General features: G+C 71.4%; 18 protein-coding genes. 13 read left to right on the top strand and 5 right to left on the bottom strand.

Going from position 1 to position 26,355, the window contains the following annotated elements; all coding sequences use genetic code 11:
* Nucleotides 1–55: 55 nt before the first annotated feature.
* From JT721_RS04065 to JT721_RS04030, 8 genes are all read left to right on the top strand, one after another.
* Entirely contained in the window at nt 56–1,111 is a 1,056-nt protein-coding gene (locus JT721_RS04065; RefSeq protein WP_205471612.1) for a substrate-binding domain-containing protein, read from the top strand.
* A 126-nt stretch (nt 1,112–1,237) separates the two neighbouring features.
* Nucleotides 1,238–2,422, top strand: a complete 1,185-nt coding sequence (locus JT721_RS04060; RefSeq protein WP_205471611.1) for a Gfo/Idh/MocA family protein — start codon at nt 1,238–1,240, stop codon at nt 2,420–2,422.
* Nucleotides 2,419–3,582, top strand: a complete 1,164-nt coding sequence (xylA, locus tag JT721_RS04055; protein ID WP_205471610.1) for a xylose isomerase — start codon at nt 2,419–2,421, stop codon at nt 3,580–3,582. Before JT721_RS04060 ends, xylA begins: the two co-directional genes overlap by 4 nt.
* Before the next feature lie 195 nt (nt 3,583–3,777).
* The gene (locus JT721_RS04050; RefSeq protein WP_205471609.1) at nt 3,778–9,165 is read left to right on the top strand and encodes a ThuA domain-containing protein; all 5,388 of its coding nucleotides are present in this window, start codon (nt 3,778–3,780) and stop codon (nt 9,163–9,165) included.
* A 301-nt stretch (nt 9,166–9,466) separates the two neighbouring features.
* Nucleotides 9,467–10,474 carry a sugar phosphate isomerase/epimerase gene (locus tag JT721_RS04045; protein ID WP_205471608.1) on the top strand — a complete coding sequence of 336 codons (1,008 nt, stop codon included), beginning with the start codon at nt 9,467–9,469 and terminating at the stop codon, nt 10,472–10,474.
* Nucleotides 10,475–10,477: 3 nt separating this feature from the next.
* Entirely contained in the window at nt 10,478–11,128 is a 651-nt protein-coding gene (locus JT721_RS04040; protein WP_205471607.1) for a hypothetical protein, read from the top strand.
* 44 nt (nt 11,129–11,172) lie between these two features.
* Nucleotides 11,173–12,138, top strand: a complete 966-nt coding sequence (locus JT721_RS04035) for a sugar phosphate isomerase/epimerase (RefSeq protein ID WP_205471606.1) — start codon at nt 11,173–11,175, stop codon at nt 12,136–12,138.
* Nucleotides 12,139–12,679: 541 nt separating this feature from the next.
* Entirely contained in the window at nt 12,680–14,680 is a 2,001-nt protein-coding gene (locus JT721_RS04030; protein WP_307827872.1) for an ATP-dependent DNA helicase, read from the top strand.
* Here the strand turns inward: JT721_RS04030 and JT721_RS04025 are convergent.
* From JT721_RS04025 to lexA, 4 genes are all read right to left on the bottom strand, one after another.
* Entirely contained in the window at nt 14,670–16,214 is a 1,545-nt protein-coding gene (locus JT721_RS04025; protein WP_205471605.1) for an MXAN_6640 family putative metalloprotease, read from the bottom strand. The genes JT721_RS04030 and JT721_RS04025 overlap by 11 nt on opposite strands.
* Nucleotides 16,215–16,342: 128 nt before the next feature.
* Complete coding sequence (locus JT721_RS04020) at nt 16,343–17,866, bottom strand: MXAN_6640 family putative metalloprotease (protein ID WP_205471604.1); 1,524 nt, start codon at nt 17,864–17,866, stop codon at nt 16,343–16,345.
* Nucleotides 17,867–17,880: 14 nt separating this feature from the next.
* The gene (locus JT721_RS04015) at nt 17,881–18,600 is read right to left on the bottom strand and encodes a phosphatase PAP2 family protein (protein WP_205471603.1); all 720 of its coding nucleotides are present in this window, start codon (nt 18,598–18,600) and stop codon (nt 17,881–17,883) included.
* Nucleotides 18,601–18,720: 120 nt separating this feature from the next.
* Nucleotides 18,721–19,455, bottom strand: coding sequence for a transcriptional repressor LexA (lexA, locus tag JT721_RS04010; RefSeq protein ID WP_205471602.1), 735 nt, complete (start codon nt 19,453–19,455; stop codon nt 18,721–18,723).
* 332 nt (nt 19,456–19,787) lie between these two features.
* On the opposite strand from lexA, the gene JT721_RS04005 reads away from it, so the two are divergent.
* Together JT721_RS04005 and JT721_RS04000 are read left to right on the top strand one after the other, a co-directional pair.
* Nucleotides 19,788–20,174, top strand: a complete 387-nt coding sequence (locus tag JT721_RS04005; RefSeq protein ID WP_205471601.1) for a LysM peptidoglycan-binding domain-containing protein — start codon at nt 19,788–19,790, stop codon at nt 20,172–20,174.
* Between the two features lie 113 nt (nt 20,175–20,287).
* On the top strand, nt 20,288–20,698 hold the full coding sequence (locus JT721_RS04000) for a DUF3052 domain-containing protein (RefSeq protein WP_307827871.1): 411 nt from the start codon (nt 20,288–20,290) through the stop codon (nt 20,696–20,698).
* Here JT721_RS04000 and JT721_RS03995 read toward each other — a convergent pair.
* Nucleotides 20,673–21,017, bottom strand: coding sequence for a hypothetical protein (locus JT721_RS03995; RefSeq protein ID WP_205471600.1), 345 nt, complete (start codon nt 21,015–21,017; stop codon nt 20,673–20,675). The genes JT721_RS04000 and JT721_RS03995 overlap by 26 nt on opposite strands.
* Nucleotides 21,018–21,096: 79 nt before the next feature.
* On the opposite strand from JT721_RS03995, the gene JT721_RS03990 reads away from it, so the two are divergent.
* The 3 genes from JT721_RS03990 (at nt 21,097) to JT721_RS03980 (ending at nt 26,071) form a co-directional block, all read left to right on the top strand.
* Nucleotides 21,097–22,143: an ATP-binding protein gene (locus JT721_RS03990; protein WP_205471599.1), complete on the top strand. Its 1,047-nt coding sequence runs from the start codon at nt 21,097–21,099 to the stop codon at nt 22,141–22,143.
* Nucleotides 22,144–22,492: 349 nt separating this feature from the next.
* Nucleotides 22,493–23,017, top strand: coding sequence for a transcriptional regulator NrdR (nrdR, locus tag JT721_RS03985; RefSeq protein WP_205471598.1), 525 nt, complete (start codon nt 22,493–22,495; stop codon nt 23,015–23,017).
* A gap of 156 nt (nt 23,018–23,173) precedes the next feature.
* Nucleotides 23,174–26,071 (top strand): vitamin B12-dependent ribonucleotide reductase, encoded by a 2,898-nt coding sequence (locus JT721_RS03980; RefSeq protein ID WP_205471597.1) that lies wholly within the window; start codon nt 23,174–23,176, stop codon nt 26,069–26,071.
* The last annotated feature ends 284 nt before the right edge of the window (nt 26,072–26,355 follow it).

The following is a 26,355-nucleotide window of genomic DNA, read 5'->3' as shown; positions in this document are numbered from 1 at the left end:
CCACCTCTCGGCACACCCCTCTCCGCACCACCCCTTCAGTTCAAGGAGCACCACCATGTCCCTGCGGCGCAACACCAAGAAGCTCGGCACCGGCCTCGTCGCCGGCGTGGCCGTCCTGGCCCTGGCGGCCTGCACCGGCAACGAGCCCGACGACGACAACGACAACATCAGCGGCGGTACGTCGGAGGCCGAGGCGGGCTCCAACGACGAGCCCGGCGACAAGGTCGTCATCGGCTTCTCGGCCCCGGCTGCCGACCACGGCTGGATGGGCTCGATCACCGAGTCCACCAAGAAGCTGGCCGAGCAGTACGACGACATCGAGCTCCGGGTCGCGGAGGGCACCAACGACGTCAACCTCCAGATCAGCCAGGTCGAGACCTTCATCAACGACAAGGTCGACGCCATCGTGCTGCTGCCGTTCGACGGCGCCGCGATGACCCCGGTCGCGCTCAAGGCGATGGAGGCCGGCATCCCGGTCGTCAACGTCGACCGCGAGTTCGACGACCCGAACGCCGCCCGCGTCACCGTCCTCGGTGACAACTACGGCATGGGTGTCTCGGCGGGCACCTACATCTGCGAGCAGCTCGGCGACAACCCCGACGCCGTGGTCGCCGAGATCGCCGGCATCGACTCGCTGCCGCTGACCCAGGACCGCAGCCAGGGCTTCAAGGACGCGCTCGACGAGTGCGGCCTCGACGTCGACAACCGCGTCGCCGCCGACTTCACTGTCGAGGGTGGCGAGGAGGCCGCGGCCAACCTGCTGCAGGCCGCTCCGAAGATCGACGCCGTGTGGAACCACGACGACGACCAGGGCGTCGGCGTGCTGGCGGCGTTCGAGAACGCCGGTCGCGACGAGTTCATCATGGTCGGCGGTGCCGGCTCCGCCAACGCGATGCGTGCCATCCAGGAGGACAGCGGCGTCCTGAAGGCGACCGTCATCTACCCGTCGACCCAGGGCGCCGACGGCGTCAAGCTCGCCCGCCTGCTCGTGCAGCAGAAGGCGATGAGCGACCTGGTCGAGGTCGAGGTCCCGCGCACGGTGCAGCTCTACGCGCCGGTCGTGACCAAGGACAACGTCGACGCCTTCATCGACAGCGCCTTCGAGTCCTGAGCGACACCCAGGCCCGGACCGGGCACTGACACCGCCGTCCCTCCCCCGTCACCACGCGGGGGAGGGGCGGCACCCCGGCCGTCCCACCACCCGAGGGACGCACCCGTGACGACGATGGAGACACAGATGACCAGCAGCCGGCCAACCCTCGCGGTGGCGATGGTGGGGCACGCGTTCATGGGCGCCGCCCACTCCCAGGCCTGGCGCAGCGCGCCCCGCTTCTTCGACCTGCCGCTCGACCCGGCGATGCGGGTGGTCTGCGGCCGCGACGCCGACCGGGTCGCCGAGGCGGCCACCCGTCTGGGGTGGGCCGAGACCGAGACCGACTGGCGGCGCGTCGTCGAGCGCGACGACGTCGACCTGGTCGACATCTGCACGCCGGGCGACACCCACGCCGAGATCGCGATCGCCGCGCTCGAGGCCGGCAAGCACGTGCTCTGCGAGAAGCCGCTCGCCAACACCGTCGAGGAGGCCGAGGCGATGGTCGCCGCGGCCGAGAAGGCAGCCGCCGAGGGCGTCCGCGCCATGGTCGGCTTCACCTACCGACGCGTCCCCGCCGTCGCCCTGGCCCGCAAGCTGGTGGCCGAGGGCCGGATCGGGGAGATCCGCCACGTGCGGGCGCAGTACCTCCAGGACTGGATCGCCGACCCCACCGCGCCGCTCTCGTGGCGCCTGGACAAGGAGAAGGCGGGCTCCGGCGCGCTGGGCGACATCGGCGCCCACATCATCGACCTCACCCAGCACATCACCGGCGACCGGATCACCTCGGTGTCCGGCCGCCTCGAGACCTTCGTGAAGGAGCGCCCCCTGGCGGCCGGTGACACGGCCGGCACCCTGGGCGGCGGCGGCGCCTCCGGCGAGACCGGTCCGGTGACCGTCGACGACGCAGCGGTCTTCATCGCCACCTTCACCGGCGGTGCCCTCGGCGTCTTCGAGGCCACCCGCTTCGCCACCGGTCGCAAGAACGCGATCCGGATCGAGATCAACGGGTCGAAGGGCTCGCTGGCCTTCGACTTCGAGGACATGAACGTCCTCGAGCTCTTCGACGCCACCGAGCCCGACGAGACCGCCGGCTTCCGCCGGATCCTGGTGACCGAGCCCGGGCACCCCTACGTCGAGGCGTGGTGGCCGGCCGGCCACGGCCTCGGCTACGAGCACGGCTTCACCCACCAGGTCGTCGACCTGGTCCGGGCGGTCGCCGAGGGCACCGACCCCACCCCGACGTTCGCCGACGGCCTGCAGGTCCAGCGTGTGCTGGGCGCGGTCGAGACGAGCTCCGACACCCGACAGTGGCAGGAGATCACCCAGTGACCAACGACTACACCCCCCGTCCCGAGGACAAGTTCAGCTTCGGGCTCTGGACGGTGGGCTGGGAGGGCGTCGACGTCTTCGGCCCGGCGTCCCGTCCCGCGCTCGACCCCGTCGAGTCGACCTACAAGCTGGCCGAGATCGGCGCCTCCGCCGTGACCTTCCACGACGACGACCTGGTGCCGGACGACGAGACCCGCGACCACACCCTGGAGCGGTTCAGCAAGGCGCTGGCCGACACCGGCCTCCGGGTCGAGATGGTGACCACGAACCTGTTCAGCCCCCCGATCTTCAAGGAGGGCGCGCTGACGGCCAACAACCGCGAGGTGCGCCGCTACGCCGTGAAGAAGGTGCTGCGCAACATCGACCTCGCCGCCAGCCTGGGGGCCGACACCTTCGTGCTGTGGGGCGGTCGCGAGGGCGCCGAGCACGGTGCGGGCAAGAACATCCGCGCGTCGCTCGACCGGATGGTCGAGTCGCTCAACCTGTTCTCCGCCTACGTCAAGGAGCAGGGCTACAACCTGCGGTTCGCCCTGGAGCCCAAGCCCAACGAGCCGCGCGGCGACATCCTGCTGCCCACGATCGGTCACGCGCTCGCGCTCATCGCCGAGCTCGACGACCCCCAGATGGTCGGCCTCAACCCCGAGACCGGCCACGAGGAGATGGCGGGCCTCAACTTCGCCCACGGCATCGCGCAGGCGCTGTGGCACGACAAGCTGTTCCACGTCGACCTCAACGGCCAGCACGGCCCGCGGTTCGACCAGGACCTGCGCTTCGGCGCCGGCAACCTGCGGGGCGCGTTCTGGACCGTCGACACCCTGCTCGGCAGCGGCACCGCCAACGCCTACGACGGCTACATCCACTTCGACTACAAGCCCCCGCGGGCCGAGGCCGTCGACGGAGTGTGGGACTCCGCCAAGGCCTGCATGCGCAACTACCTGATCCTGCGCGAGAAGGTGCAGGCCTTCCGGGCCGACCCCGAGGTCACCGCCGCGCTGGAGGCCGCCCAGGTCGCCGAGCTCGACCAGCCGACGCTGGCCGAGGGCGAGTCGCTCGACGACCTGCGCAACGCGTCGTACGACGTGCAGGGCCTGGCCGACCGCTCCATCGCCATGGAGGCGCTCGACCAGCTCGCCATGGAGCACCTGCTCGGCGTCCGCTGAACAGGGCCCCTCGGGGCACCACCACTACCGGAGAGCAGCACCACAACTTCATCAGCACCACCAAGGGCCGAACGACCGGGGACCCGCCCCGGAACCAGCGGAGCGCACCGCCACCACACGAAGGAGTACGTGATGAATCACCTCATCACGGGCCTGAGTACCCGAGCGCGTTCAGCACTCGGGTACGTCCTGGCCATGCTCGTCGCGCTCCCGCTGGGCGCGATGGCACTGGCCACACCTGCCCAGGCCCACCCGGGTCACGAGGAGACGGCGCCGTTCAAGGCGCTCATCTTCAGCAAGACGGCCGGTTTCCGGCACGGCAGCATCGAGTCCGGCATCGCCGCGATCGAGCAGCTCGGCGCCGACCACGACTTCACCGTCGACACCACCGAGGACGCGGACGACTTCACGGCCGCGAACCTCGCGCAGTACGACGTGGTGATCTGGCTCTCCACCACCGGTGACGTCCTCAACGCCACGCAGCAGGCGGCGTTCGAGGACTACATCGAGGCCGGCGGCGGCTACGCCGGCATCCACGCCGCCTCCGACACCGAGTACGACTGGGCCTGGTACGGCGAGCTGGTGGGCTCCTACTTCCAGGGCCACCCGCCGGGCACGCCCGACGCGACCGTCAAGGTCGAGGACCCGGCGCACCCGTCGACGGCCGGCCTCCCGGCCCGCTGGGACCGCACCGACGAGTGGTACAACTACCGCACCAACCCGCGCAACAAGGTCCACGTGCTCGCCTCGCTCGACGAGACGAGCTACCAGGGCGGGAACATGGGCGTCGAGCACCCGATCGCGTGGTGCCAGGACTACGACGGCGGCCGCAGCTGGTACACCGGCATGGGCCACACCAACGCGTCGTTCTCCGAGCCCGAGTTCCTCGACCACATCCTCGGCGGCATCCGCACCGCCGCCGGCGTCCAGGCTGCCGACTGCGCGGCCACCGTGCCGACCAGCTTCGAGAAGATCACCCTCGACGACAACACCGCCAACCCGATGGAGCTGGCGATCGCCGACGACGGCCGGGTCTTCTACGTCGACCGCAACGGCGAGGTGAAGATCGTCCTCACCAACGGCAACGTCGTCGAGGCCGGCGAGATCCCGGTCTACACCGGCCAGGAGTTCGGTCTGCTCGGGATCGCGCTCGACCCCGACTTCGAGACCAACAACTGGGTCTACCTCTACTACTCACCCACCAACGCCGGGTCGGTCGACCGGGTCGCGCGCTACACCCTCAACGGCAACTCGCTGGTCATGAACAGCGCCACGACGATCATCGACATCCCGGTGCAGCGGCAGCAGTGCTGCCACGCGGGTGGCTCGCTGGAGTTCGACCACGACGGCAACCTCTACATCGCCACGGGTGACAACACGAACCCGTTCGACTCCGACGGCTACGCGCCGATCGACGAGCGTGAGAACCGCTCCGCCTGGGACGCCCAGCGCACCTCGGCCAACACCAACAGCCTCAACGGCAAGGTGCTGCGCATCAAGCCCAAGGCCGCGGGTGGCTACGACGTGCCCACCGGCAACCTGTTCCCGGCCGGCACCGCCCAGACCAAGCCCGAGATCTACGCCATGGGCTTCCGCAACCCGTTCCGCATCGGTCTCGACGAGCAGCACAACAAGATCATCGTGGCCGACTACGGTCCGGACGCCGGCTCGGTGAGCCCGACCCGCGGCCCGAACGGTCGGGTGGAGTGGAACATCCTCTCCGAGCCCGGCAACTACGGGTGGCCGTACTGCGTGGGCGACAACACGCCGTACAACGACTACAACTTCGCGACCAGCCAGGCCGGCGCGACGTTCAACTGCGCTGCCCCGGTCAACAACTCGCCCAACAACACGGGTCTGACCAACCTGCCGCCGGCCAAGGCCGCGACGATGTGGCAGAGCAACAACGGCTCGATCACCGGCTCGCCCGAGATCGGTGCCAGCGGTGCGCCGATGACGTCCGGCACCTACGCCTACGACGCCGACCTCGACTCCGACCGCAAGTGGCCGGCGTACTTCGACGGCAAGGCGATCTGGGCCGACTGGAACAACAGCCGCCTGTTCACCGTGCAGGTCAACGAGGCCGGCAACGGCTACGACGACGTCAACCGGTTCCTGCCGGAGCTGCCGATGACGCGTCCCCACGCCCTCCAGTTCGGACCGGACGGCGCGCTCTACATGATCGAGTGGGGCAGCGGGTTCGGCGGCAACAACGCCGACTCCGGCATCTACCGGATCGACTACGTGCAGGGCAACCGGGCCCCGATCGCCCGGGCGACCGCCGACAAGACGTCCGGTCCGGCGCCGCTGACCGTCAACTTCGACGGCAGTGCCTCGAGCGACCCCGACGGCTCGCCGCTCACCTACGCGTGGGACTTCGACGGTGACGACACCGTCGACAGCACCGACGAGAGCCCGACGCACACCTACACCGAGGCGGGCGACTACACCGCCCGGCTGACCGTGACCGACGAGGACGGCCGCACCGCGGTGTCCAACCTCGCGATCACGTCGGGCAACACCGCGCCCACCGTCGAGCTGGTGCTCCCGGCCGAGGGCGGCTTCTTCGAGTTCGGCGACACGATGAAGTACAAGGTCGTCGTCACCGACCCGGAGGACCCCACGATCGACTGCAACCGGGTCGTCGTCCAGCCCGCCCTGGGCCACGACGAGCACAACCACGGCTACGAGCTGTACACCGGCTGCGAGGGCGTCTTCCCGCTGCCCGGCGACGAGGGCCACGTGGGCGCCAACATCTTCGGCACCATCACGGCGAAGTACACCGACTCGGGTGCGCCCGGCACCTCCGCGCTCCAGGGCAGCGACACGATCGTCGTGCACACCAAGCGCAAGGAGGCCGAGTACTTCGACAACACCGGGCGCCTGGCCGGCTCGACCTCGGGCGGTGACCCGGGGGTCGTCACCGAGGACACCGGTGACACCCAGGGCGGCACCAAGAACGTCGGGTTCATCGAGCCCGGTGACTGGTTCGGCTGGGACAAGATGAACCTGACCGGGATCAACGCGATCTCGCTCCGGGCGGCGTCCCCGCAGGGGGCCACCTACGAGGTCCGCACCGGCGCGCCGGACGGTCCCGCGGTGGCCACGATCACCGTGCCCAACACCGGCGACTGGCAGGTCTACCAGAACGTCCAGGCGAACCTGACGGCGCCGAGCACGACCACGGGTCCGCTCTACTTCGTCGAGACGTCCGGTGGGTCGAACATCAACTGGATCGACTTCATCGGCGACGGCATCACCGACAACCGGCGTCCGGTGCTCGAGGCCTCGGCCGACGTGACGTCCGGTCCCGGCCCGCTCACCGTGGCCTTCACGTCCTCGGCCACCGACCCCGACGGTGACGCGATCACCTTCGACTGGGCATTCGGTGACGGCGAGACGGCCACGGGTGCCAACGTGTCGCACACCTACACCCAGCCGGGCACCTACCCGGCCAAGGTGACCGCGACCGACGCCCGTGGGGCCAAGTCGACCAAGACCATCACGGTCAAGGTCTTCGCGCCGGAGGACACCTGCTTCACCGGTCGCTCCGACGGGTTCGACGGCACCTCGCTCGACACGTCCCGCTGGGACGCCGTCGTCCGCGGTGACCAGACGATGACGGTCTCGGACGGGACGCTGAACATCCCGCTCACCGCGACCGACATCTACGGCAACAACGGCAGCGCCACGCCCAACATCGTCCTCCAGCACCTGCCCGGCGGCGCGTTCACCGCGACCACCAAGGTGACGCTGGCGGCGGTGCGGCAGTACCAGCAGGCCGGGTTGATCGTCTACGGCGACGACAACAACTACCTCAAGCTGGTCGTGCAGGGCCGGACGGCCGAGCCCAACAAGGCGGGCAACGTCATCCAGTTCGCCAAGGAGGTCGCGGGCACCGCGACCGAGACCAACACCTCCGGTCTCGGCGCGAACTTCCCCGACACCGTGTGGCTGCGGCTCTCGAGCCCAGACGGGCTCGCGGTCACGGCGTCCTACAGCGCCGACGGCCAGGACTTCGTCGACATGACGGGTGCGCGCGACCTGAGCTCCATCAACGAGCCCCGGATCGGTGTGACCGCCTTCGCCAACAACGCGGCGGCGGCCAACATCACGGCGCACTTCGACTACTTCCGGATCACGCCCGACGACACGGCGACCCCGTGCAACGGCGAGGACACCACCGACCCGGAGGTCGACGCGACCGTGCTCGGCTCCTACGAGGGCGAGGTGAAGACCAAGGTCGACACCCAGATCGGCGGCACCGCCACCCTGGTCTCGGAGCAGGACGGTGACGGCTTCACCACCACCGCCGACCTGAACCTGACCGGTCTCGAGGCGGGCGCCGGCTACGAGTCGCACCTCCACGTCGGCACCTGCGACACGCTGGGTCTGCACTACCGCGACGACCCGGAGGGCGACGGTGTCCCGCCGAACGAGCTGTGGCCCACGCGTCCGGGCTGGACGTCGGGTCCGCGCATCGTGGGCGCCGCCGACGGCACCGCCACCGCGACCGCCACGGTGCCCTGGGCGCCGCGGATCGACGGCCGCGCCCTGGTGCTGCACAAGGAAGGGGCCATCGTCGCCTGCGCGACGCTGGACCTCACCGGGCCGGGCACGGTCGTGCTCGACGCCACCGACGACACCGAGGTCACCGAGCTGACCTACACCGTCGACGACGGCACCGAGACCGACTACACCGAGCCGTTCACGATCGACGACCCGGGCACCCACACGGTGGCCTACCGGGCGGCGGACGAGGCCGGCAACGAGACCACGGGCGAGTTCGACGTGGTCGTGCCCGACGAGGAGCCGACCGCTCCGACCGTCACCGTGACGCCGGCTCCGGCCGCGCCGAACGGCAAGGCCGGCTGGTACACCGGTCCGGTGACCGTCACGGTCGCCGGTCAGGGTGGCGAGGGCGACCTCGAGCTCGAGTACCGGGTCAACGGCGGCCCGTGGACGGCGTACGCCGGCCCGGTGCAGCTGACCGCGGACGGCACCCACCAGGTGCAGGCGCGGGCGACCGACGAGGCCGACCAGGTCTCTGAGGTCGAGGGCACCACGGTCAAGATCGACCGGACGGGTCCCGTCGTGCGCGTCACCGGCATCACCGCCGGACGGACGCTCAACGTCGCGGCGCTGCTCAAGGCGACCGTGACCACGAGCGACGCGACCTCCGGGATCGCGTCGCGCCGGATCACGCTCGACGGCAAGGTCGTGGGCTCGCCCGTGACCATCGACGCCGTCAAGCTGCGCTCCGGCCGGCACTCCCTGGTCGTGACCGCGGTCGACAAGGCCGGCACGCAGACGGTCCGGACCATCTCCTTCACGATCAAGGCGACCTACGCCGGCGGCCACAAGCTGGTGAAGCGCCTCGACAAGGAGGACAAGGTCAAGCCCGCGCTGGCCAAGAAGCTGAAGGCCCAGCTGAAGGCGGCCCAGAAGGCCGACCGTCGGGGCAAGGTGAGGGACGCCCGCAGGGCGCTCAACACCTTCGCCTCGCTGGCCGGCCAGGCGTCCGGCAAGGACGCCAAGGCCGCCCTGAAGAACCTGTCCAAGCAGCTCAAGGCGCAGCTCTAGGCGCCGGGACAGGTCAGAGAGGAGAAACGTCCGCCGATGGGGATCCGGTCAGGTCCTGCCGCGAGGCAGGCCACCCAGGCGTCCGGTAGTTCGGCTCTGCCGGCTGCCTGGCGATCGGGTCCCCAGGTCGGGCGGGGGAGCGGGGCACTCGCGGCCCCGCTTCCGGCGGCCGGTGCCGGGACAGCGCGCTCCGTCCCGGCACCGGTTCGCGCCGGTGCGGCACAGCCGAGACCGCACCCAGCACCCCAGTGACCAGCCGACTGACCAGCCGAGCACAACCCGCGAGAAAGAGGACCACCTGATGCCACGACCGATCACCCTGTTCACCGGGCAGTGGGCAGACCTGCCGTTCGAGGAGGTGGCCCGGCTCGCCTCCGAGTGGGGCTACGACGGCCTCGAGATCGCCTGCTGGGGCGACCACCTCGACCCCTGGCAGGGCGCCGAGGACGACGCCTACATCCAGGCGAAGCTCGACCTGCTCGAGAAGTACAACCTCAAGGTCTACGCGATCTCCAACCACCTCAAGGGCCAGGCGGTCTGCGACGACCCGATCGACGCGCGGCACGAGGCGATCCTCTCCGAGCGCGTGTGGGGCGACGGCGACCCCGAGGGCGTCCGCCAGCGGGCCGCCGAGGAGATGAAGATGACCGCGCGCACCGCGCAGCGGCTGGGAGTCAAGACGGTGGTGGGTTTCACCGGCTCCGCCATCTGGAAGTACGTCGCCATGTTCCCGCCGGCCACCGAGGAGATGGTGGCCGCCGGCTACCGCGACTTCGCCGACCGCTGGAACCCGATCCTCGACGTGTTCGACGAGTGCGGCGTCCGGTTCGCCCACGAGGTGCACCCGTCCGAGATCGCCTACGACTACTGGACCACCGTCGCCACCATGGAGGCGATCGGGCACCGCGAGGCGTTCGGCCTCAACTGGGACCCCTCGCACTTCGTCTGGCAGGACCTCGACCCGGTCGGCTTCCTCTGGGACTTCAAGGACCGGATCTACCACGTCGACTGCAAGGACGCGAAGCGCCAGACCGGCAACGGCCGCAACGGCCGGATGGGCTCGCACCTGCCGTGGGCCGACCCGCGGCGCGGCTGGGACTTCGTCTCCACCGGTCACGGCGACGTGCCGTGGGAGGCGTCGTTCCGGATGCTCAACACGATCGGCTACGACGGCCCGATCTCGGTCGAGTGGGAGGACGCCGGCATGGACCGCCTGGTCGGTGCGCCGGAGGCGCTCGAGTTCGTGCGCCGGCTGGCGTTCGACGCCCCCGAGGCGGCGTTCGACGCGGCGTTCTCGACGAAGGACTGACCCGTGGCGTCGCGCACCACCACCCGCAGGCCCGTCTCCTCGACCCCCACCGTCTCGTCCCGAGAACGCGTGGTGGCCGTCGGACTGCTCGGCGCGGTGGTGGGCGCGGCGCTCGTCGGCGTGCTGTGGCTCGTCGTGGGCTCCGGCTCCGACGACCGTGCCGACGACCCCACCGCCTCCCGGGTCGCCGACCTCGAGGCGGAGCGCTTCGAGCGCGAGGCAGCGGCGTTCGACGCCCTGGTCGAGACCGCGGAGAGCGCGATCGAGGGGCTCCTGCCGGTGCTCTCCGGCATGGCCGCGGCGATGCCGCTCGACGGCACCGACGCCGCCGAGGGCGCCGACGCCCGTCCGGACGACTGGGTCGCGGCCGCCGACGCCGCGCTCGCCGACCTCGAGGCCTCCGAGACCGGTGGCACCGCCACCAACCGCGCCCGGCTCGCCTTCATCGAGGCCACCCGGCTGCTGGGCGTGGCGGCGGAGACGTACGCCGACGGCGACACCGGGCGCGCGGCTCAGCTGCGGACCTCGGCGGCCGAGGTGTGGTCGATCGGAGCCATCGCGCTCGACGAGACCGCGGTGCTGACCGACCAGGGCCACATCCACCTGTTCCTGCCGCTCGACGGCTCCGAGGAGGGCGTCGGCGTGCACCACTGACCTCCGCGCCACTTCGGCTCGGGCTTGATGAGGAGGAGATCAGCATGTGTTTCGGACATGACGGAGAGGCAGCGCTCGCACGCTCGCTCGCCGAGAAGGGCGCCAGCCGGCGCTCGCTGTTCCGCGGCGCCGCGGCGGGTGCCGCCGGCCTGGCGGCGGCGGGTGCGGTGACCGGCGTCGCCGCCCCGGCCTCGGCCCACGGGCGTCCCGACCGCGGCCACCACCGCCGGCGCCGGGTGCCCCACGACCGGATCAGCATCCAGATGTACACGCTGCGTGCCGCTACCGGCACCGCGGCCGGCGTCGACACCGTGCTCACCCGGCTGGCCCAGTACGGCTACGAGCGGATCGAGCTCGCCGGCCTCTACGGCCTCACCGCCCGCGAGCTCCGGCGCCGGCTCGACCGGCTGGGGCTGCGCGCGTCGTCGTCCCACGACGGCATCAGCGCCGACGCCGCCGCCCTGCGCACCAAGCTCGAGAACGCCGTCGTCCTGGGCCAGGAGTACGTCGTCGTGCCCTACCTCGCCTCCAGCACGCGGTCGGACTGGGAGCGTTGGGCCGACCAGATGAACGCCGAGGCGGCGCTGGCCAAGCGCTACGGGCTGCGCTACGGCTACCACAACCACGCCCACGAGTTCACGACCGACCTCGGCGGCGGCGTCACCCCGTGGGAGGTGCTCACCTCGCGCCTCGACAAGCGTCTGGTCCACCTCGAGGTCGACCTCTACTGGGCCTACACCGGCGGGGTCAACACCGGCGCCGTCGATCCCGACCGGTTCGCGATCGACGTGATCCGCGAGGCCCCGCAGCGGGTGCGCCAGTTCCACGTCAAGGACCGCGACGCCACCACCGGCGACATGGCGGACCTCGGCACGGGGGTCGTCGACTTCCCGCGGATCTTCCGCAGCCACGAGGTCGAGGAGTACATCGTCGAGAACGACACCCCCGACGTCTCCCCGCTCACCAGCGCCGCCGTCGGCCACGTCTACCTCGACCACCTCGAGTACTGACCTCACCGCTGGTTGAGGAGGGACGAAGTCCCGTCTCGAAACCCCGCAAGCCGAGCGCCCTCCGGTGACCACTGGAGGGCGTTCGGCGCTGGTCGAGGTGCGAAGGCCGCTAGGCCTGAGCCTCGAGACCCCGTGAGACGGAAGCCCTCTGGTGACCAGGGAGGGCGTTCGGCTGCCGGGCTGCCGCTGGTTGAGGAAGGACGAAGTCCTGTCTCGAAACCCAGTGAGACGGAAGCCCTCCGGTGACCAGGGAGGGCGTTCGGCTGCCGGGGGTTTCGAGGCTCGCTTCGCTCGCACCTCAACCAGCGCAGACCACCGCTGCTCGACCACCGGTGCCGCCCACCGCTGGTTGAGGAAGGACGAAGTCCTGTCTCGAAACCCGGTGAGACAGATGCCCTCCGGTGACCAGGGAGGGCGTTCGGCTGCCGGGGGTTTCGAGGCTCGCTTCGCTCGCACCTCAACCAGCGCAGACCACCGCTGCTCGACCACCGGCCTGTGGGGAGGCGGCACCGTCGTCGGTGGGCGAGGTTAGGGTGCTCGGGTGCCCGAGACCCCCGACCTCCGCGAGGTGCTGGGGGCTGCGGTGGGGGCCCTGGGCGGCACCGAGCGGCCCGGGCAGGTGCAGATGGCCGAGGCGGTCGCCGGTGCGCTCGCCGGCGGCGAGCACCTGCTCGTGCAGGCCGGCACCGGCACGGGCAAGTCGCTGGGCTACCTGGTGCCGAGCCTGCTCCACGACGAGCGGGTCGTCGTCGCCACCGCCACGCTGGCGCTGCAGCACCAGCTGGTCGAGCGCGACCTGCCGCGGCTGGTCGAGGCGGTCAAGGACGTGCCCGGCGTCGACGCCTCCTACGCCGTGCTCAAGGGCCGCTCCAACTACGCCTGCCTCCACCGGGTGCGGGCGGGCGTGCCCGACGAGCAGGGCGCGCTGGTCGAGGTGCCGCAGGGGTCGCTGGGCGCCAAGGTGCTCGAGCTGCGCGCCTGGGTCGAGGAGGAGGCCGAGAACGGCGGCAGCGGCGAGCGCGACGGGGCGCCGCGCCACACCGACCGCGAGTGGCGCCAGGTCAGCGTCACCCACCGCGAGTGCCTGGGCGCGGCGAAGTGCCCGTTCGGCCAGGAGTGCTTCGCCGAGCTGGCGCGCGAGAAGGCCCACCGCTCCCACCTGATCGTCACCAACCACTCGCTGCTCGCGATCGACGCCATCGAGGGCGTCCCGATGATCCCCGACTACGACGCCGTGGTCATCGACGAGGCCCACGAGCTGGTCAACCGGGTCACCCAGGCGGCCACCGACGAGCTGTGGGCGGCCGAGGTCGACCGGGCGGCCCGGCGTTCGGTGCGCCACGTCGAGGGCGACCAGGCGCTCGACCTGGCCGAGGCCTCCGACATGCTCAAGATCGCGATCGACGAGTGCCGCCCCGGCCGCTTCGAGACCGTGCCCGAGCAGCTCGCCGAGGCCCTGGCCCGGGTGCGCGACACCGCCCGGGCCGTCGTCTCGGCGTACCCCAAGGAGGGCGGCGACTCCGAGCCCGACGCCGGTCGGCAGCAGGCGAAGGGTGCGGTGCAGGAGGTCTTCGCCACCGCCGAGCGGATGGCGTCCGGCTCCGACCACGACGTGCTCTGGCTGACCGAGGGCACCGAGCGGATGCCACCCCGGCTCTGCGTCGCGCCCCTGGAGGTCGCCGGACCGATGCGGCAGAAGCTGATGACCGACAAGACCGTCGTGCTCACCAGCGCCACCCTGATGCTCGGCGGCGACTTCGCCTCCGTGGCGAGCAGCGTCGGTCTCAAGCCGGCCGAGCGGCACCTGCCGGGCCACGAGCCGGTCGACCGGACCGAGACCGTGCTGCCTTGGGCCGGCCTCGACGTCGGCAGCCCCTTCGACTACGGCCAGCAGGCGATCCTCTACGTCGCCCGCCACCTGCCGCCCCCGGGCCGCGACGGGCTGGTGGCGGCCCAGCTCGACGAGATCGTCGACCTCGTCGACGCCGCCCAGGGCCGTACGCTCGGACTGTTCTCCAGCCGCCGGGCGGCGGAGACCGCGGCCGAGGCGGTCCGCACCCGGCTGCCCCACCTCACCACGCTCGCCCAGGGCGAGGCCCAGCTGCCGGAGCTGGCCCGCCAGTTCGTCGACGACCCACACACCTGCCTGTTCGGCACCCTGTCGCTGTGGCAGGGCATCGACGTGCCCGGCGAGACCTGCCAGCTGGTGCTCATCGACCGGGTCCCGTTCCCGCGGCCCGACGACCCGCTGATGAGCGCCCGCCAGCGCGCGGTCGACCGGGCCGGCGGCAACGGCTTCATGCAGGTCGCCGCCACCCACGCCGCGCTGCTGATGGCCCAGGGCGCGGGCCGCCTGATCCGCACGACGACCGACCGCGGCGTCGTCGCCGTCCTCGACCCGCGGCTCGCGACCGCTCGCTACGGCTCGTTCCTCAAGGCCAGCCTGCCGCCGATGTGGACCACCACCGACCCGGCGCTGGTGCGCAAGGCGCTGGCCCGGCTCGCCGAGGCCGCCGCCTCGCCGGTGCGGGTCAGCGGGTGACGGTCGCGGTCACCCGGCCCCGCACCCGGTCGTCGAGCGGACGGCCGCCACCGCAGGAGAAGTCGCTGACGGAGTCGAAGCAGTCGGTGAACCGGGTGCTGGCGTTGACCACGGTCACCTCCACGTGCGACACCTCGTTCCTGCTGAACGCCACCTTCTTGGCGCCGTCACCGGCGCCGCTCAGCTTCACGTACGACGTGGTCACCGTGCCCGTGCGCCGGTAGACCGAGACGACCGCGAACGGCGACGTCGCCGCGCCGGCGAGGTCGACCCGTACGTTGAGCCGCCACCGGTCGCCGACGTTCGACTTGGGGGTGTAGCGGTAGGTCGCGCTGGTCAGGTGGCGCCGCTTCGAGGTGGTGAGGCCGTGGCTGCGGGCCTTGCCGAGCGTGACGGTGCCCGCGAGGCGCTTGACCGGGTAGGCGTTCTCCTGGCCCTCCTCGTAGACCGTGCGCGATCGCCGGTTGGCGTCGGAGAACTCCGCGAACAGGCGCGGGAAGCCGCCACGCGGGCCGAGCACCGCCTTGAGCGCCTGGAGCGAGTACTTGTCGCGGGCCGCGCCGTGGCTGCTGTCGGCGCGGTTCCACATCCGGAGCACGATCCGGGGCAGCCCGCCGAGCTGCTCGGAGAACCGCTCGGAGAGCCAGCGGACGAAGATCCACGACCCGTAGACCTCGATGCCGCGCGAGCTTTCGAGCGGTCGCGACGGACGGGTGATCGGTCCCTCGCGGAGGTACTGCACGTTGTCGTCGATGTCGTCGTAGACCTCGTCCTCGGCCCAGGCGGCGGTGGCCTCCATGAACCACGGGTCCTCGGCGGCGTCGTAGGCGAACTGCACCGCGTGGAAGTACTCGTGGGCCGTCGTGGCGCGCAGGTTGTCGAGCGGGCTCATCGGGAACGCCGAGTAGTCGGTGCGCAGCGCGCAGAACGCCGGCACGTCGAACCGGTCCTCGGCCACCTGCTCCTCGGCGATCGGGCTGCAGTAGCCGTAGAGGCCGGGGGTCAGGTCGTCCTGGAGGTAGATGTCCAGGAGGCCGTCGGGGTTGTTGTTGGCGCCGGTGCCGCCGTCGGCCTTGGGCCGCCGGTAGCCCGCCGCGGCGTAGGTCTCGGCGACCTCGGTGGCGATCGCGAGCGCGTCGTCGGCGGTGAAGCCCTCCAGCTGCTCCGGCACGCAGTGGATGACGACCCACTGGTTGGCGCGGCAGGCCGGGACGTTGGGCCGCAGCGTCAGCCGCTCGGCCCGCGCGCGGTCGCCGGGCGCAAGGTCGTCGTGCACCGCGAACAGGCGGGCCAGGGCCAGCGTGGCGTCGCGCCGACCAGGGGCCGGGGCGGCGCGCCGCGCCGACGTCGACCCGTCGGACGCCGCGGTGGGGTCGAGGGCCTGCTCGGCGGCGAGCAGGGCGGCGTGGGCGGCCCGCTGCTCGGGGGTCGGCCCGGCCGGCGCAGCACCGGCTGGGGGTGAGGCGTGCAGGAGGGCGGCGGCCAGGCCGGCCGCGAAGAGGAGCGCGGCGGGGCGGCGTCCGGGGGAGGGCATGGGGACTCCAGGTGCGGATGGGGGCCCTCCACACCTACCACGACGAGCCTGCGTCAAACGCCCGCGACGGCAACGAGCCCCGCCCGAGCAGAGGCTCGGACGGGGCCCGTGGTGCTGGGGCGGGAAGGTCAGCCGACCCGGACCCGCACCTTCTGCAGCACGTTGTCGTCGACCGGCTTGCCGGAGCAGGTGAACGGCGTCCGCTTGCGGAAGCAGTTCTTGAACCGGGTGCTGGCGTTGACGGCCGTGACCTCGACGTAGGCGACCGAGGTCTTCTTGAAGGCCACCTTGGCGGCGCCCACGCCCTTGCCGTTGAGCTTGACCACCTTGGACTTCACCGAGCCGTTCTTGCCGTAGACGGTGACGACCGCCGCGGGGCCGGTGGGCTTGGCGCCCAGCGAGAAGGTGACCTTGAGCTTCTTGCCGCTCTTGGGCACGAACCGCCAGGTGGCGCTGGTGAGGTGCTTGAGCCGCGCCTTGTAGAGCTTGTTGCTCTTCTTGCCCAGCGTGGCGACCTTGTAGGGCTTGGCGGTGGGGTAGTTCAGCGCGACCGCCTCGGAGTAGACCCGCTTCGGGCGCCGGTTGGCGTCAGCGAACAGCGCGAACGCCTTCGGGAAGGTCAGCTTCTTGGTCTTCAGCACCCGGGTGATCGCCTGGGTGGAGTAGCGGTCCTTGCGGGGACCCTGGGAGCTGTCAGCCACGTTCCACATCTGTCGCACGATGTCCGAGCCGTACCGCTCGCTGAGCCAGCGGAAGTAGATCCAGCCGCCGTACTCGTGCAGGCCGCCGAACTTGTCCATCGGGTAGCGCGGCATCACCAGCGGGCTGCGGCGCAGGTACTGGTAGTTGTCGTTGACGGAGTCGAAGATCTCGTCCTCGGCCCAGGCGGCGGTGGCCTCCATGAACCAGCCGTCCTCGGCGATGTCGTAGGCGAACTGCACGGCGTGGAAGTACTCGTGCGCCGCCGTCACCTGCATGTTCTCGATCGGCGTGTTCGAGGGGAAGCCGGCGTAGTCGTTGTCGAGCACGCAGTACGCCCAGACGTCGAAGCGCGTCGCGTTCGCGCTGATGGGCTGGTCGGTGGTGCAGTAGCCGTAGAGGCCGGGCGCCAGGGTGTCGATGTAGATGTCGATCTTGGCGTTGCCACCGCGCGTGCCGTCGGGCTTGGGGGCGCGGTAGCCGCGGGCGACGTAGGTGTTGTGGACGGCGTCGATCGTGTTCTTGACCTGGTTGATGTAGCCGGCGGGGCTCTGGCCCGGGGTGTAGTGGATCCGAGCGCGCGCACTGTCCTCCGCCACCGCCTTGACCGGGCGGCCGGCGAAGCGCTCGGCCTGGGCCCGGAGGTCGGCCGGCAGGTCGGCCTTCTGGAGCTGGAGGTCGCGCAGCACCATGGTCACGCTGCGGCCGGCCGCGGCGGCCTCGGCCTGCGCGGCCCGGCCCTCGGCGCGGCTCGCGGGCTTCAGCAGCCGCTGGGCGAGGTCGAAGGTCTTGTACGCCTTGGCCTGCTTCGCCGAGGTGGCGACGGTCTTGGTGCCGTCGGTGGCGGTCGCGGCCTGGGCGAGCGGGGCGGTGAGCAGCCCCCCGGTCAGTCCGGCTGCGGCGACCAGCAGCACGGCCCGGCGTCGCCGCGTGGAGCGGGCGGACACAGTCATGGGATCTCCGTCGGTTATGGGTTACGGCACAGCCCGGAGACCACGGCCTCCCTCGGTGCGGACTGCCCGACCATACCTCTCGCGAGGGCCACGCAGACCCAGGCCACGACGACGACACCCCAGCCGGCCACGACGTCGAGGAGCCAGTGGTTGCCGGTGCCGACGACCACGACCGCGGTGACGACGGCGTGCGTCCAGCCGGCGACCTTGGCCCACCGCACGGTGGCTACCACCTGGAGCACCAGCGCGACCCACAGCGCCCAGCCCGCGTGCAGCGAGGGGAACGCCGCCAGCTCGTTGGTCATCTGGCCCAGCCCGCGCGGTGCCGAGGCGTCCCCGCCCCACCAGCCGGCGGTGCTGTGGAGCTGCAGCACGTCGACGTACCCCTCGATGAAGCGGGGCGGGGCGGTGGGGACCACGAGGTAGCAGGCGAGCCCGAGGAGGGTGGCCAGCACCAGCGCTCGGCGGGCCGGCCGGTAGCGGTCGGCGCCCTGGCGGTAGAGCCAGACCAGCACCACCGCGGTGACGACGTAGTGGGCGGTGGCGTACCAGTAGCTGGAGAAGACGCCGAGCCAGTCGAACCGCGTGAACAGGTCGTTGAGCGGGTGCTCGAGGTCGAGGTGGCTGGCCTGCTCGAGGTCGAGCAGCCGACCCGCCCGGTCGACCGCGGGGTCGAGGGAGTCGTCGGCGAGGAGCCTCGAGGCGCTGTAGACGGCGTACAGCCCGAGCAGCACGCCCGCCTCTGCTAGGGGGCGGCGGAGGGAGGGCACCGCTCGATTGTGGCGCAGACCGCTGGCCGGGGACATGGGGTTTCACCCCGAGTCCCGCTCGGGGGCAGCCCCGAGACCTCGGCGTCAGACGCTGCGCAGCACGGCCGTGACCTTGCCGAGGATGGTGGCGTGGGTGCCGTCGATCGGCTCGAAGGCGTCGTTGTGGGGCAGCAGCCAGACCTGGCCGTCCTTGCGCTGGAACGTCTTGACGGTGGCCTCGCCGTCGATCATCGCGGCCACGATCTCGCCGTTGTTGGCGGTGGGCTGCTGGCGGATCACGACGTAGTCGCCACTGCAGATCGCGGCGTCGATCATCGAGTCGCCGACGACCTCGAGCAGGAACAGCTGGCCGTCGCCGACGAGCTGCTTGGGCAGCGGGAAGACGTCCTCGACCCGCTCCTCGGCGAGGATCGGGCCGCCGGCCGCGATCCGGCCCACGACGGGGACGTACGTCGCCGCCGGAACCGTGTCACCGATGCCGGTCTCGTCGACCTCGGTCTCCTCGACCGACGAGATCGCCTTGCGGGCCGCCATCAGCTCGGGCAGTCGCACCTCGAGCGCGCGCGGCCGGTTGGGGTCGCGCTTGACCCACCCCTTCTCCTCCAGCACCTTCAGCTGGTGGGCCACGCTCGAGGAGCTGGTCAGGCCCACCGCCTGGCCGATCTCGCGCATGCTCGGCGGGTAGCCGCGCTGCTCCATGAAGTCCTTGAGGTGGGCCAGGATCCGCTGCTGGCGCGGGGTGAGCCCGGTGGCGTCGGCGGGTCCGTCGGGGAGCTCGGTGACGTGCTGTCCCTGCTGGTCGGACTTGCTGCTGGCCATCGTGACGCCTTCCGCTCGGCGGCCCGGGAGGGATGGTCAGGTGCGGGCGAGGCACGCAGGACCCGGGTCCGGTTGCCTCACCGTAGCCGCACCCGCGCCCGGTGTTCAAACACCTGTTCGAACGGCGTGTGTCGGCCGCGACCGCAGGCTCGAGCGCGACACGCCGTCGAACGCCTGTTCGGCCGGGTGCTTGAAATCGTTCGAACGGGTGTTCTACTCTCAAACACGTGTTCGATCGAACGTCTGATCGAAGCACCCAGGAGCACCGGCCCGGCGCCACTGTCGGTGGTCGCACCTAGAACTGGACACACCTACTTCCCCAGGAGTCCTCGATGAGCACCATGACCCTCGACTCGATGTTCGGCCCGGCCCGCACTGTCGCCCCCGCCCCGACGCGCCCCGCTCGCGGGGTCGAACGGCGCAGCGAGGTGCGACTGACCCGCCGCGGCCGGCTGGTCGTGCTGGTGCTCGCCCTGCTCCTGGTCCTGGGCGTCGGACTGCTCGTGGCCGCCGGGTCGGTCGCCACCGGCGAGGCCGGCGAGCCCGTGCCCACCCGCGTCGTACTGGTCAGCTCCGGCGACACCCTGTGGGACATCGCCGCCTCCCTCGCCGCAGACGGCGAGGTGCGCGAAGTGATGGAGCAGATCAAGCGGCTCAACGCCCTCGAGTCCGGCTCGCTCTCCGCCGGCCAGCGGATCCTGGTGCCCGCCGGCGGCTGACCGCCACACAGACATCGCCAGCCGCTTCGACCCCGGCTGGCGAGCCGGGGAAGACGAGGGGCGGGGCCTGACGGTCCCGCCCCTCGCGGCATTCCTGTCCTAGCCTGCGGCCCGTGACTGGCTACTCGAGCACCCCGCTGGTGCGCAAGATCGGGGTCAGGGACGGCCACGTCGTGCTCCTCGACCGGGCTCCCGCCGGCTTCGACCTCGGCGACATCGGCGCCGCTCGCCTGGTCACCCGGCTGCCGCACAGGCTGGACGTCTCGCTCACCTTCCACACCAGCCTGGCGAGCCTGTCGGCACGCCTGCCTCTGCTGGTCGAGCGCACGGCACCTGCCGGGATGATCTGGGTCTGCTGGCCCAAGAAGGCGGCCCGGAAGGCGTTCGGCATCGCCAGCGACCTGGACGAGGACCGGGTGCGTGCGCTGGCTCTCGCGACCGGCCTCGTGGACGTCAAGGTGGCCGCCATCGACGACACGTGGTCGGGCCTGAAGCTGGTCAGGCGGCTCGTCGACCGCGGCTGACGTCCTCCGGCGGGTCGGCCCGGGGCTTGTCCGGCTGGGCGAGGACGCCGATCGCGCGCAGCGCGCGAGCGGTCAGCAACAGGCATGCGAGCAGCGCGCCGGCCGCGACCAGACCGGTGCCGGCTAGCCAGAGCCAGCGCCCGTCGTCGCCGCCGCGGGCGTCGCGCCCGAAGCCGATGGCCAGCCAGACCAGCCCGGCCCAGGCGGCGAGCGCGACGACGGCCCCGAGGGCGAGGAGCGCGACGTCGGGCCGGAACGACCGGCGCGGCCGAGCGCCACGTCGCGCCCCGCCCTTCACGCGCCTCCCCGGCTCTCCCATGCGGAGATTGTGACCCATGGGACGAACCTCGCACCGGAGAACACCCGCGCTGTCGCGATCTGCTGGGTACCGGCCGGTCGTGAGCGACGAGAGCGGGGCCGAGCGGCCGGGCACGCCCACGGCGGCGCCCCCGCGAGCGGCGCTGGGTCACCTCGCCCGGCTGGGGGTCGACCTGGCCGCGGCCGAGACCCTCGACGGCGTGGCCCGTGCCGCGCTCACCCACCTGACCGCCCTGCCCGGCGTGCGTCGGGTCGGCCTGGCGCTCTCCGAGGGCGGCGGACGCCGGTTGCTGTTCACCGCGGCCGAGCGGCCGGACGCGGCCGGGCCCCTCGCGCCCGGCCCCGGCGACGAGCTCGACTGGTGCCACATCGACGCCTACGACGACGTGCCGCTGACCACCGTCGTACGCACCGGTCGACCGGTGCTCGGCTCGCTCACCGAGCTCGACCCGCGCTACGCCGCCCTCGTCGCCCGGCAGCCCGCCTGGACGACCGACCTCGCCGCGCTCCCCCTGCCGGGCACCGGATCGCCGCTGGGCGGGCTGGTGCTCTTCTACGACCGACCGCAGCGGTTCCGCCAGCCGACCCCCGGCGCCCGGGCCCAGCTCCGGCTGCTCGAGGCGGTGGTCCGGCGCACCGGCGAGGCGGTCGCGCGGGTGCGGGCGCAGGGCGCACCCGAGCCGCGGCCCGCCTCGTCGCCCGAGCCCGACGGCGCGAGCGACGGCCTCGAGCTGCCCGACGACCCGCGCGCCGCGGCCCAGGCCCGCCGCTTCGTGCGGGGCCGCCTGGGCGAGTGGGGTGTGGTCGGCGACGCCGTCGACGTGGTGGAGCTGTGCGTCTCGGAGCTGGTCACCAACGCCGTCGTCCACGCCGGCACCGGCTCGGCCCTCGGGCTCGCGGTCGACGACGGATTGCTCACGGTCACCGTGCGCGACCGCGGGCGGGTCGAGTCGCAGGCACCCCGACCGGCCGACGAACCCGACCCGCTGCGGGTGCACGGCCGGGGCCTGCGGCTGGTCGAGACGCTGGCCGACCGGTGGGGTTCGGAGCGCACCGGCGACGGCACCCGCGTGTGGTTCGTCGTCGACCTCGGCCGACCGGCCGCGGGTGCCCTCGAGGCCGGCTGACGCGCGCCTCCCGCGACCCCGCGACACGCCGCCGACCGACGTCCGTGCCCGTCCGCTACCGGTCCTGACCTGCGGTTTCTCCGACCCCGCTCCCGGGTCACGACCGACCTGCCGGGACCACTTGCGCCCGTCCCGGACCAGGCGTACGGTTACCACTACATCTAGTAGTTACAACGGTGTAGTTATCCACATCTGGTGGCGAGATAGTCACAGTCCGGGTGGGGAAGGTGCACACGGAGCTGCTGGTTGTACACAGAGAAGCCCCCGATATCCCCAGCCCGTCCACACCCTGCGAGGGGTGTCCGTGGCGACCCCGGGAGTCGGCTCGACGCGTGGGAGGAGGACCGCCGTGCACTGCCCGTTCTGCAAGAACGACGACACCAAGGTCCTCGACTCCCGGGTGGCCGAGGACGGCGGCTCGATCCGCCGGCGGCGCCAGTGCCAGGCGTGCGAGAAGCGGTTCACGACCGTCGAGATGATGCAGCTGATGGTGCTCAAGCGCTCCGGCGCCACCGAGCCGTTCAACCGCGACAAGGCGGTGGCCGGCGTGCGCAAGGCGTGCAAGGGCCGTCCCGTCACCGAGGACCAGCTGGCCTGCCTCGGCCAGGCCGTGGAGGACGCCCTCCGCGGCGCCGGCAAGGCCGAGTTCGAGGCCCACGAGGTCGGGATGGCGATCCTCGCCCCGCTCAGCGAGCTCGACGAGGTGGCCTACCTGCGCTTCGCCTCGGTCTACCGCTCCTTCGAGAGCGCCGAGGACTTCGAGTCCGCGATCACCCAGCTGCGCGCCGAGCGCGCCCGCGAGCTGGCGGGCCTGGTCGACGGGCCGGCCGACGGGCCGGTCGAGGCCCTCACCACCTCAGCCCCCAGCGGCTGACCCAGGCTGCCCGGCCGGTAGTGGGGAAGCTGCCGGCCGGGCGTACCACGTCGGCACCGAGTGTCGGTGCCAGCAGGAAGCATCACCAGCACCACCCAGCAGCAGCCAGCAGCACGAGCCAGCAGCGACACCCACCCCCCAGGACCGAGGAGAACCATGACCGAGACGGTGAGCGGCCGGGCCCGCAAGGGCACGGCGAGCAAGGGACTGACGATCAACCGTGTGTTCAGCACGGAGGGCGTCCACCCCTACGACGAGCTGACCTGGGAGCGCCGCGACGTCGTCCAGACCAACTGGAAGACCGGCGACACCGTCTTCGAGCAGCGCGGCGTGGAGTTCCCCGACACCTGGTCGGTCAACGCCTCCACCATCGTCACGACCAAGTACTTCCGCGGCGCCGTCGGCACCGACGCCCGCGAGTGGAGCCTGCGCCAGCTCATCGACCGGGTGGTGAAGACCTACAGCAAGGCCGGCCTCGACCACGGCTACTTCGCGACCCCGGCCGACGCCGAGCTGTTCGAGCACGAGCTGACCTGGCTGCTGGTCAACCAGTACTTCTCCTTCAACTCCCCGGTCTGGTTCAACGTCGGCACCCAGAGCCCCCAGCAGGTCTCGGCGTGCTTCATCCTCTCGGTCGACGACTCGATGGACTCGATCCTCAACTGGTACAAGGAGGAGGGCTTCATCTTCAAGGGCGGCTCCGGTGCCGGGCTCAACCTCTCCCGGATCCGCTCGTCCAAGGAGCTGCTCTCCTCGGGCGGCACGGCGTCCGGTCCCGTCTCGTTCATGCGCGGCGCCGACGCGTCCGCCGGCACCATCAAGTCCGGCGGCGCCACCCGTCGGGCCGCCAAGATGGTCGTGCTCGACGTCGACCACCCCGACATCGAGGAGTTCGTGATGACCAAGGCGCGGGAGGAGGACAAGATCCGCGCCCTGCGCGACGCCGGCTTCGACATGGACCTCGGCGGCGACGACATCACCTCGGTGCAGTACCAGAACGCCAACAACTCCGTGCGCGTCAGCGACGAGTTCATGCGCGCCGTCGAGGACGGCACCGACTTCGGCCTGCGTGCCCGCAAGACCGGCGAGGTCATCGAGCGGGTCGACGCCCGCGACCTGTTCCGCAAGATCGCCCAGGCCGCCTGGGAGTGCGCCGACCCGGGCCTGCAGTACGACGACACGATCAACGACTGGCACACCAACCCCGAGACCGGCCGGATCACCGCGTCCAACCCGTGCTCGGAGTACATGTCGCTCGACAACTCCTCGTGCAACCTCGCGTCGCTGAACCTGCTCAAGTTCCTCAAGGACGACGACACCTTCGACGCCGAGCTGTTCGCCCAGGCCGTCGAGCTGATCATCACCGCGATGGACATCTCGATCTGCTTCGCCGACTTCCCGACCGAGGCGATCGGCGAGACCACCCGCGACTACCGCCAGCTCGGCATCGGCTACGCCAACCTCGGCGCGCTGCTGATGGCGATGGGCCTGGGCTACGACTCCGACGGCGGCCGGGCGATGGCCGCGGCGATCACCTCGCTGATGACCGGCCAGTCCTACAAGCGGTCCGCCGAGCTCGCCTCGGTGGTCGGCCCCTACAACGGCTACGCCCGCAACGCCGAGGCCCACCAGCGGGTGATGCGCAAGCACCAGGCGGCCAACGACACCGTCCGCACCCTCTCGATCGCCGACGCCCAGGTGCACAAGCTCGCCACCCAGGCGTGGGCCGACGTCGTCAGGCTCGGCGCCGACAACGGCTTCCGCAACGCCCAGGCCTCGGTGCTGGCGCCCACCGGCACCATCGGCTTCATGATGGACTGCGACACCACCGGCATCGAGCCCGACTTCTCGCTGGTGAAGTTCAAGAAGCTCGTCGGCGGCGGCTCGATGCAGATCGTCAACCAGACCATCCCCCGCGCGCTCAAGAAGATGGGCTACGTCGGGGAGCAGATCGAGGCGATCGTCGACTACATCGCCGAGAACGGCCACGTGATCGACGCCCCCGGCCTGCGCCAGGAGCACTACGAGGTCTTCGACACCGCGATGGGCGCCCGCGCGCTCAAGCCGATGGGCCACGTGCGGATGATGGCGGCCTGCCAGCCGTTCCTCTCCGGTGCGATCTCCAAGACCGTCAACCTGCCGGAGTCGGCCACCGTCGAGGAGATCGAGGAGGTCTACCTCCAGTCGTGGAAGCTCGGCCTCAAGGCCACCGCGATCTACCGTGACAACTGCAAGGTCGGCCAGCCGCTCTCCGACGGCAAGTCGGAGTCGTCCAAGAAGGACCAGGGCCGGGCCACCGCCTCGACCGACGCCGAGACCAAGGTCGTCGAGAAGGTCGTCTACGCCCCCACCCGCAAGCGGCTCCCGAAGTCGCGGGTCTCGCGCACCACGTCGTTCACGGTCGGCGGTGCCGAGGGCTACATGACCTCCGGCGCCCACGACGACGGCACCCTGGGCGAGATCTTCCTCAAGCTCGGCAAGCAGGGCTCGACCCTGGCCGGGGTGATGGACGCGTTCTCGATCGCCGTGTCGATCGGCATGCAGTACGGCGTCCCGCTGGAGACCTACGTCTCGAAGTTCACCAACCTGCGCTTCGAGCCCGCCGGCCTCACCGACGACCCGGACATCCGGATGGCGCAGTCGCTGATGGACTACGTCTTCCGCCGGCTGGCCCTCGACTACATGGACTTCGAGACCCGCTCCTCGCTCGGCATCTACTCGGCCGAGGAGCGGCAGCGCCACCTCGAGACCGGCTCCTACGAGCCCGTCACCGAGGAGACCGGCAACGCCTCCGAGCTCCTCGAGGACGTTCCGGCCCTGCCCAAGGCCACCGCCGAGGCCGAGGTCGTCGAGACCAAGGACACCCACGGCTCCGAGCAGCGCGAGGTCCCCGCGGCCCCCGCCCAGGAGGCCCACACCTCCGCCGAGCTCCTGGAGAAGATCACCGGCACCGCGGTCGACTCCCCGCTCTGCATGACCTGCGGCACCAAGATGCGTCCCGCCGGCTCCTGCTACGTCTGCGAGGGCTGCGGCTCCACCAGCGGCTGCAGCTGACCCAGCGCGCATCGAGCGGGGCGGCCCTTCGGGGCCGTCCCGCTCGCGGCATTTCGGAGCGCCCGCCCGGGGCGGGGGGGGGGGGGGGGGGGGGGGGGGTGGGGGGGGGGGGGGGGGGGGGAGGCGAGCCGGGGCGCCGGGGCGCCCCGCGGGGGGGGGGGGCGGGGCCGCCCCCCCCCCCCCCCCCCCCCCCCCGACTCGACGTGGACAAGTACCCCAAGCCAGTCGGAGTCTTTGCCCGGCGAACGGTTGACAGCCGCGGTGTGACCCGCGTTACGGTCGCT

It is taken from the genome of Nocardioides sp. SYSU D00038, from assembly GCF_016924665.1.
In the GTDB taxonomy this organism is placed as follows: Bacteria; Actinomycetota; Actinomycetes; order Propionibacteriales; family Nocardioidaceae; genus Nocardioides.
This window is presented reverse-complemented; position numbering and strand designations above follow the sequence as displayed.

Bases quoted from the DNA above. Each gene is read 5' to 3' on its own strand.
- JT721_RS04045 (WP_205471608.1), top strand. From the start codon at position 9,467: ATGCCACGACCGATCACCCTGTTCACCGGGCAGTGGGCAGACCTGCCG.
- JT721_RS04065 (WP_205471612.1), top strand. From the start codon at position 56: ATGTCCCTGCGGCGCAACACCAAGAAGCTCGGCACCGGCCTCGTCGCC.
- JT721_RS04020 (WP_205471604.1), bottom strand. From the start codon at position 17,866: ATGACTGTGTCCGCCCGCTCCACGCGGCGACGCCGGGCCGTGCTGCTG.
- JT721_RS04005 (WP_205471601.1), top strand. From the start codon at position 19,788: ATGAGCACCATGACCCTCGACTCGATGTTCGGCCCGGCCCGCACTGTC.
- lexA (WP_205471602.1), bottom strand. From the start codon at position 19,455: ATGGCCAGCAGCAAGTCCGACCAGCAGGGACAGCACGTCACCGAGCTC.
- JT721_RS04060 (WP_205471611.1), top strand. From the start codon at position 1,238: ATGACCAGCAGCCGGCCAACCCTCGCGGTGGCGATGGTGGGGCACGCG.
- JT721_RS03980 (WP_205471597.1), top strand. From the start codon at position 23,174: ATGACCGAGACGGTGAGCGGCCGGGCCCGCAAGGGCACGGCGAGCAAG.
- JT721_RS03995 (WP_205471600.1), bottom strand. From the start codon at position 21,017: ATGGGAGAGCCGGGGAGGCGCGTGAAGGGCGGGGCGCGACGTGGCGCT.
- JT721_RS04035 (WP_205471606.1), top strand. From the start codon at position 11,173: ATGTGTTTCGGACATGACGGAGAGGCAGCGCTCGCACGCTCGCTCGCC.
- JT721_RS04050 (WP_205471609.1), top strand. From the start codon at position 3,778: ATGCTCGTCGCGCTCCCGCTGGGCGCGATGGCACTGGCCACACCTGCC.
- JT721_RS04025 (WP_205471605.1), bottom strand. From the start codon at position 16,214: ATGCCCTCCCCCGGACGCCGCCCCGCCGCGCTCCTCTTCGCGGCCGGC.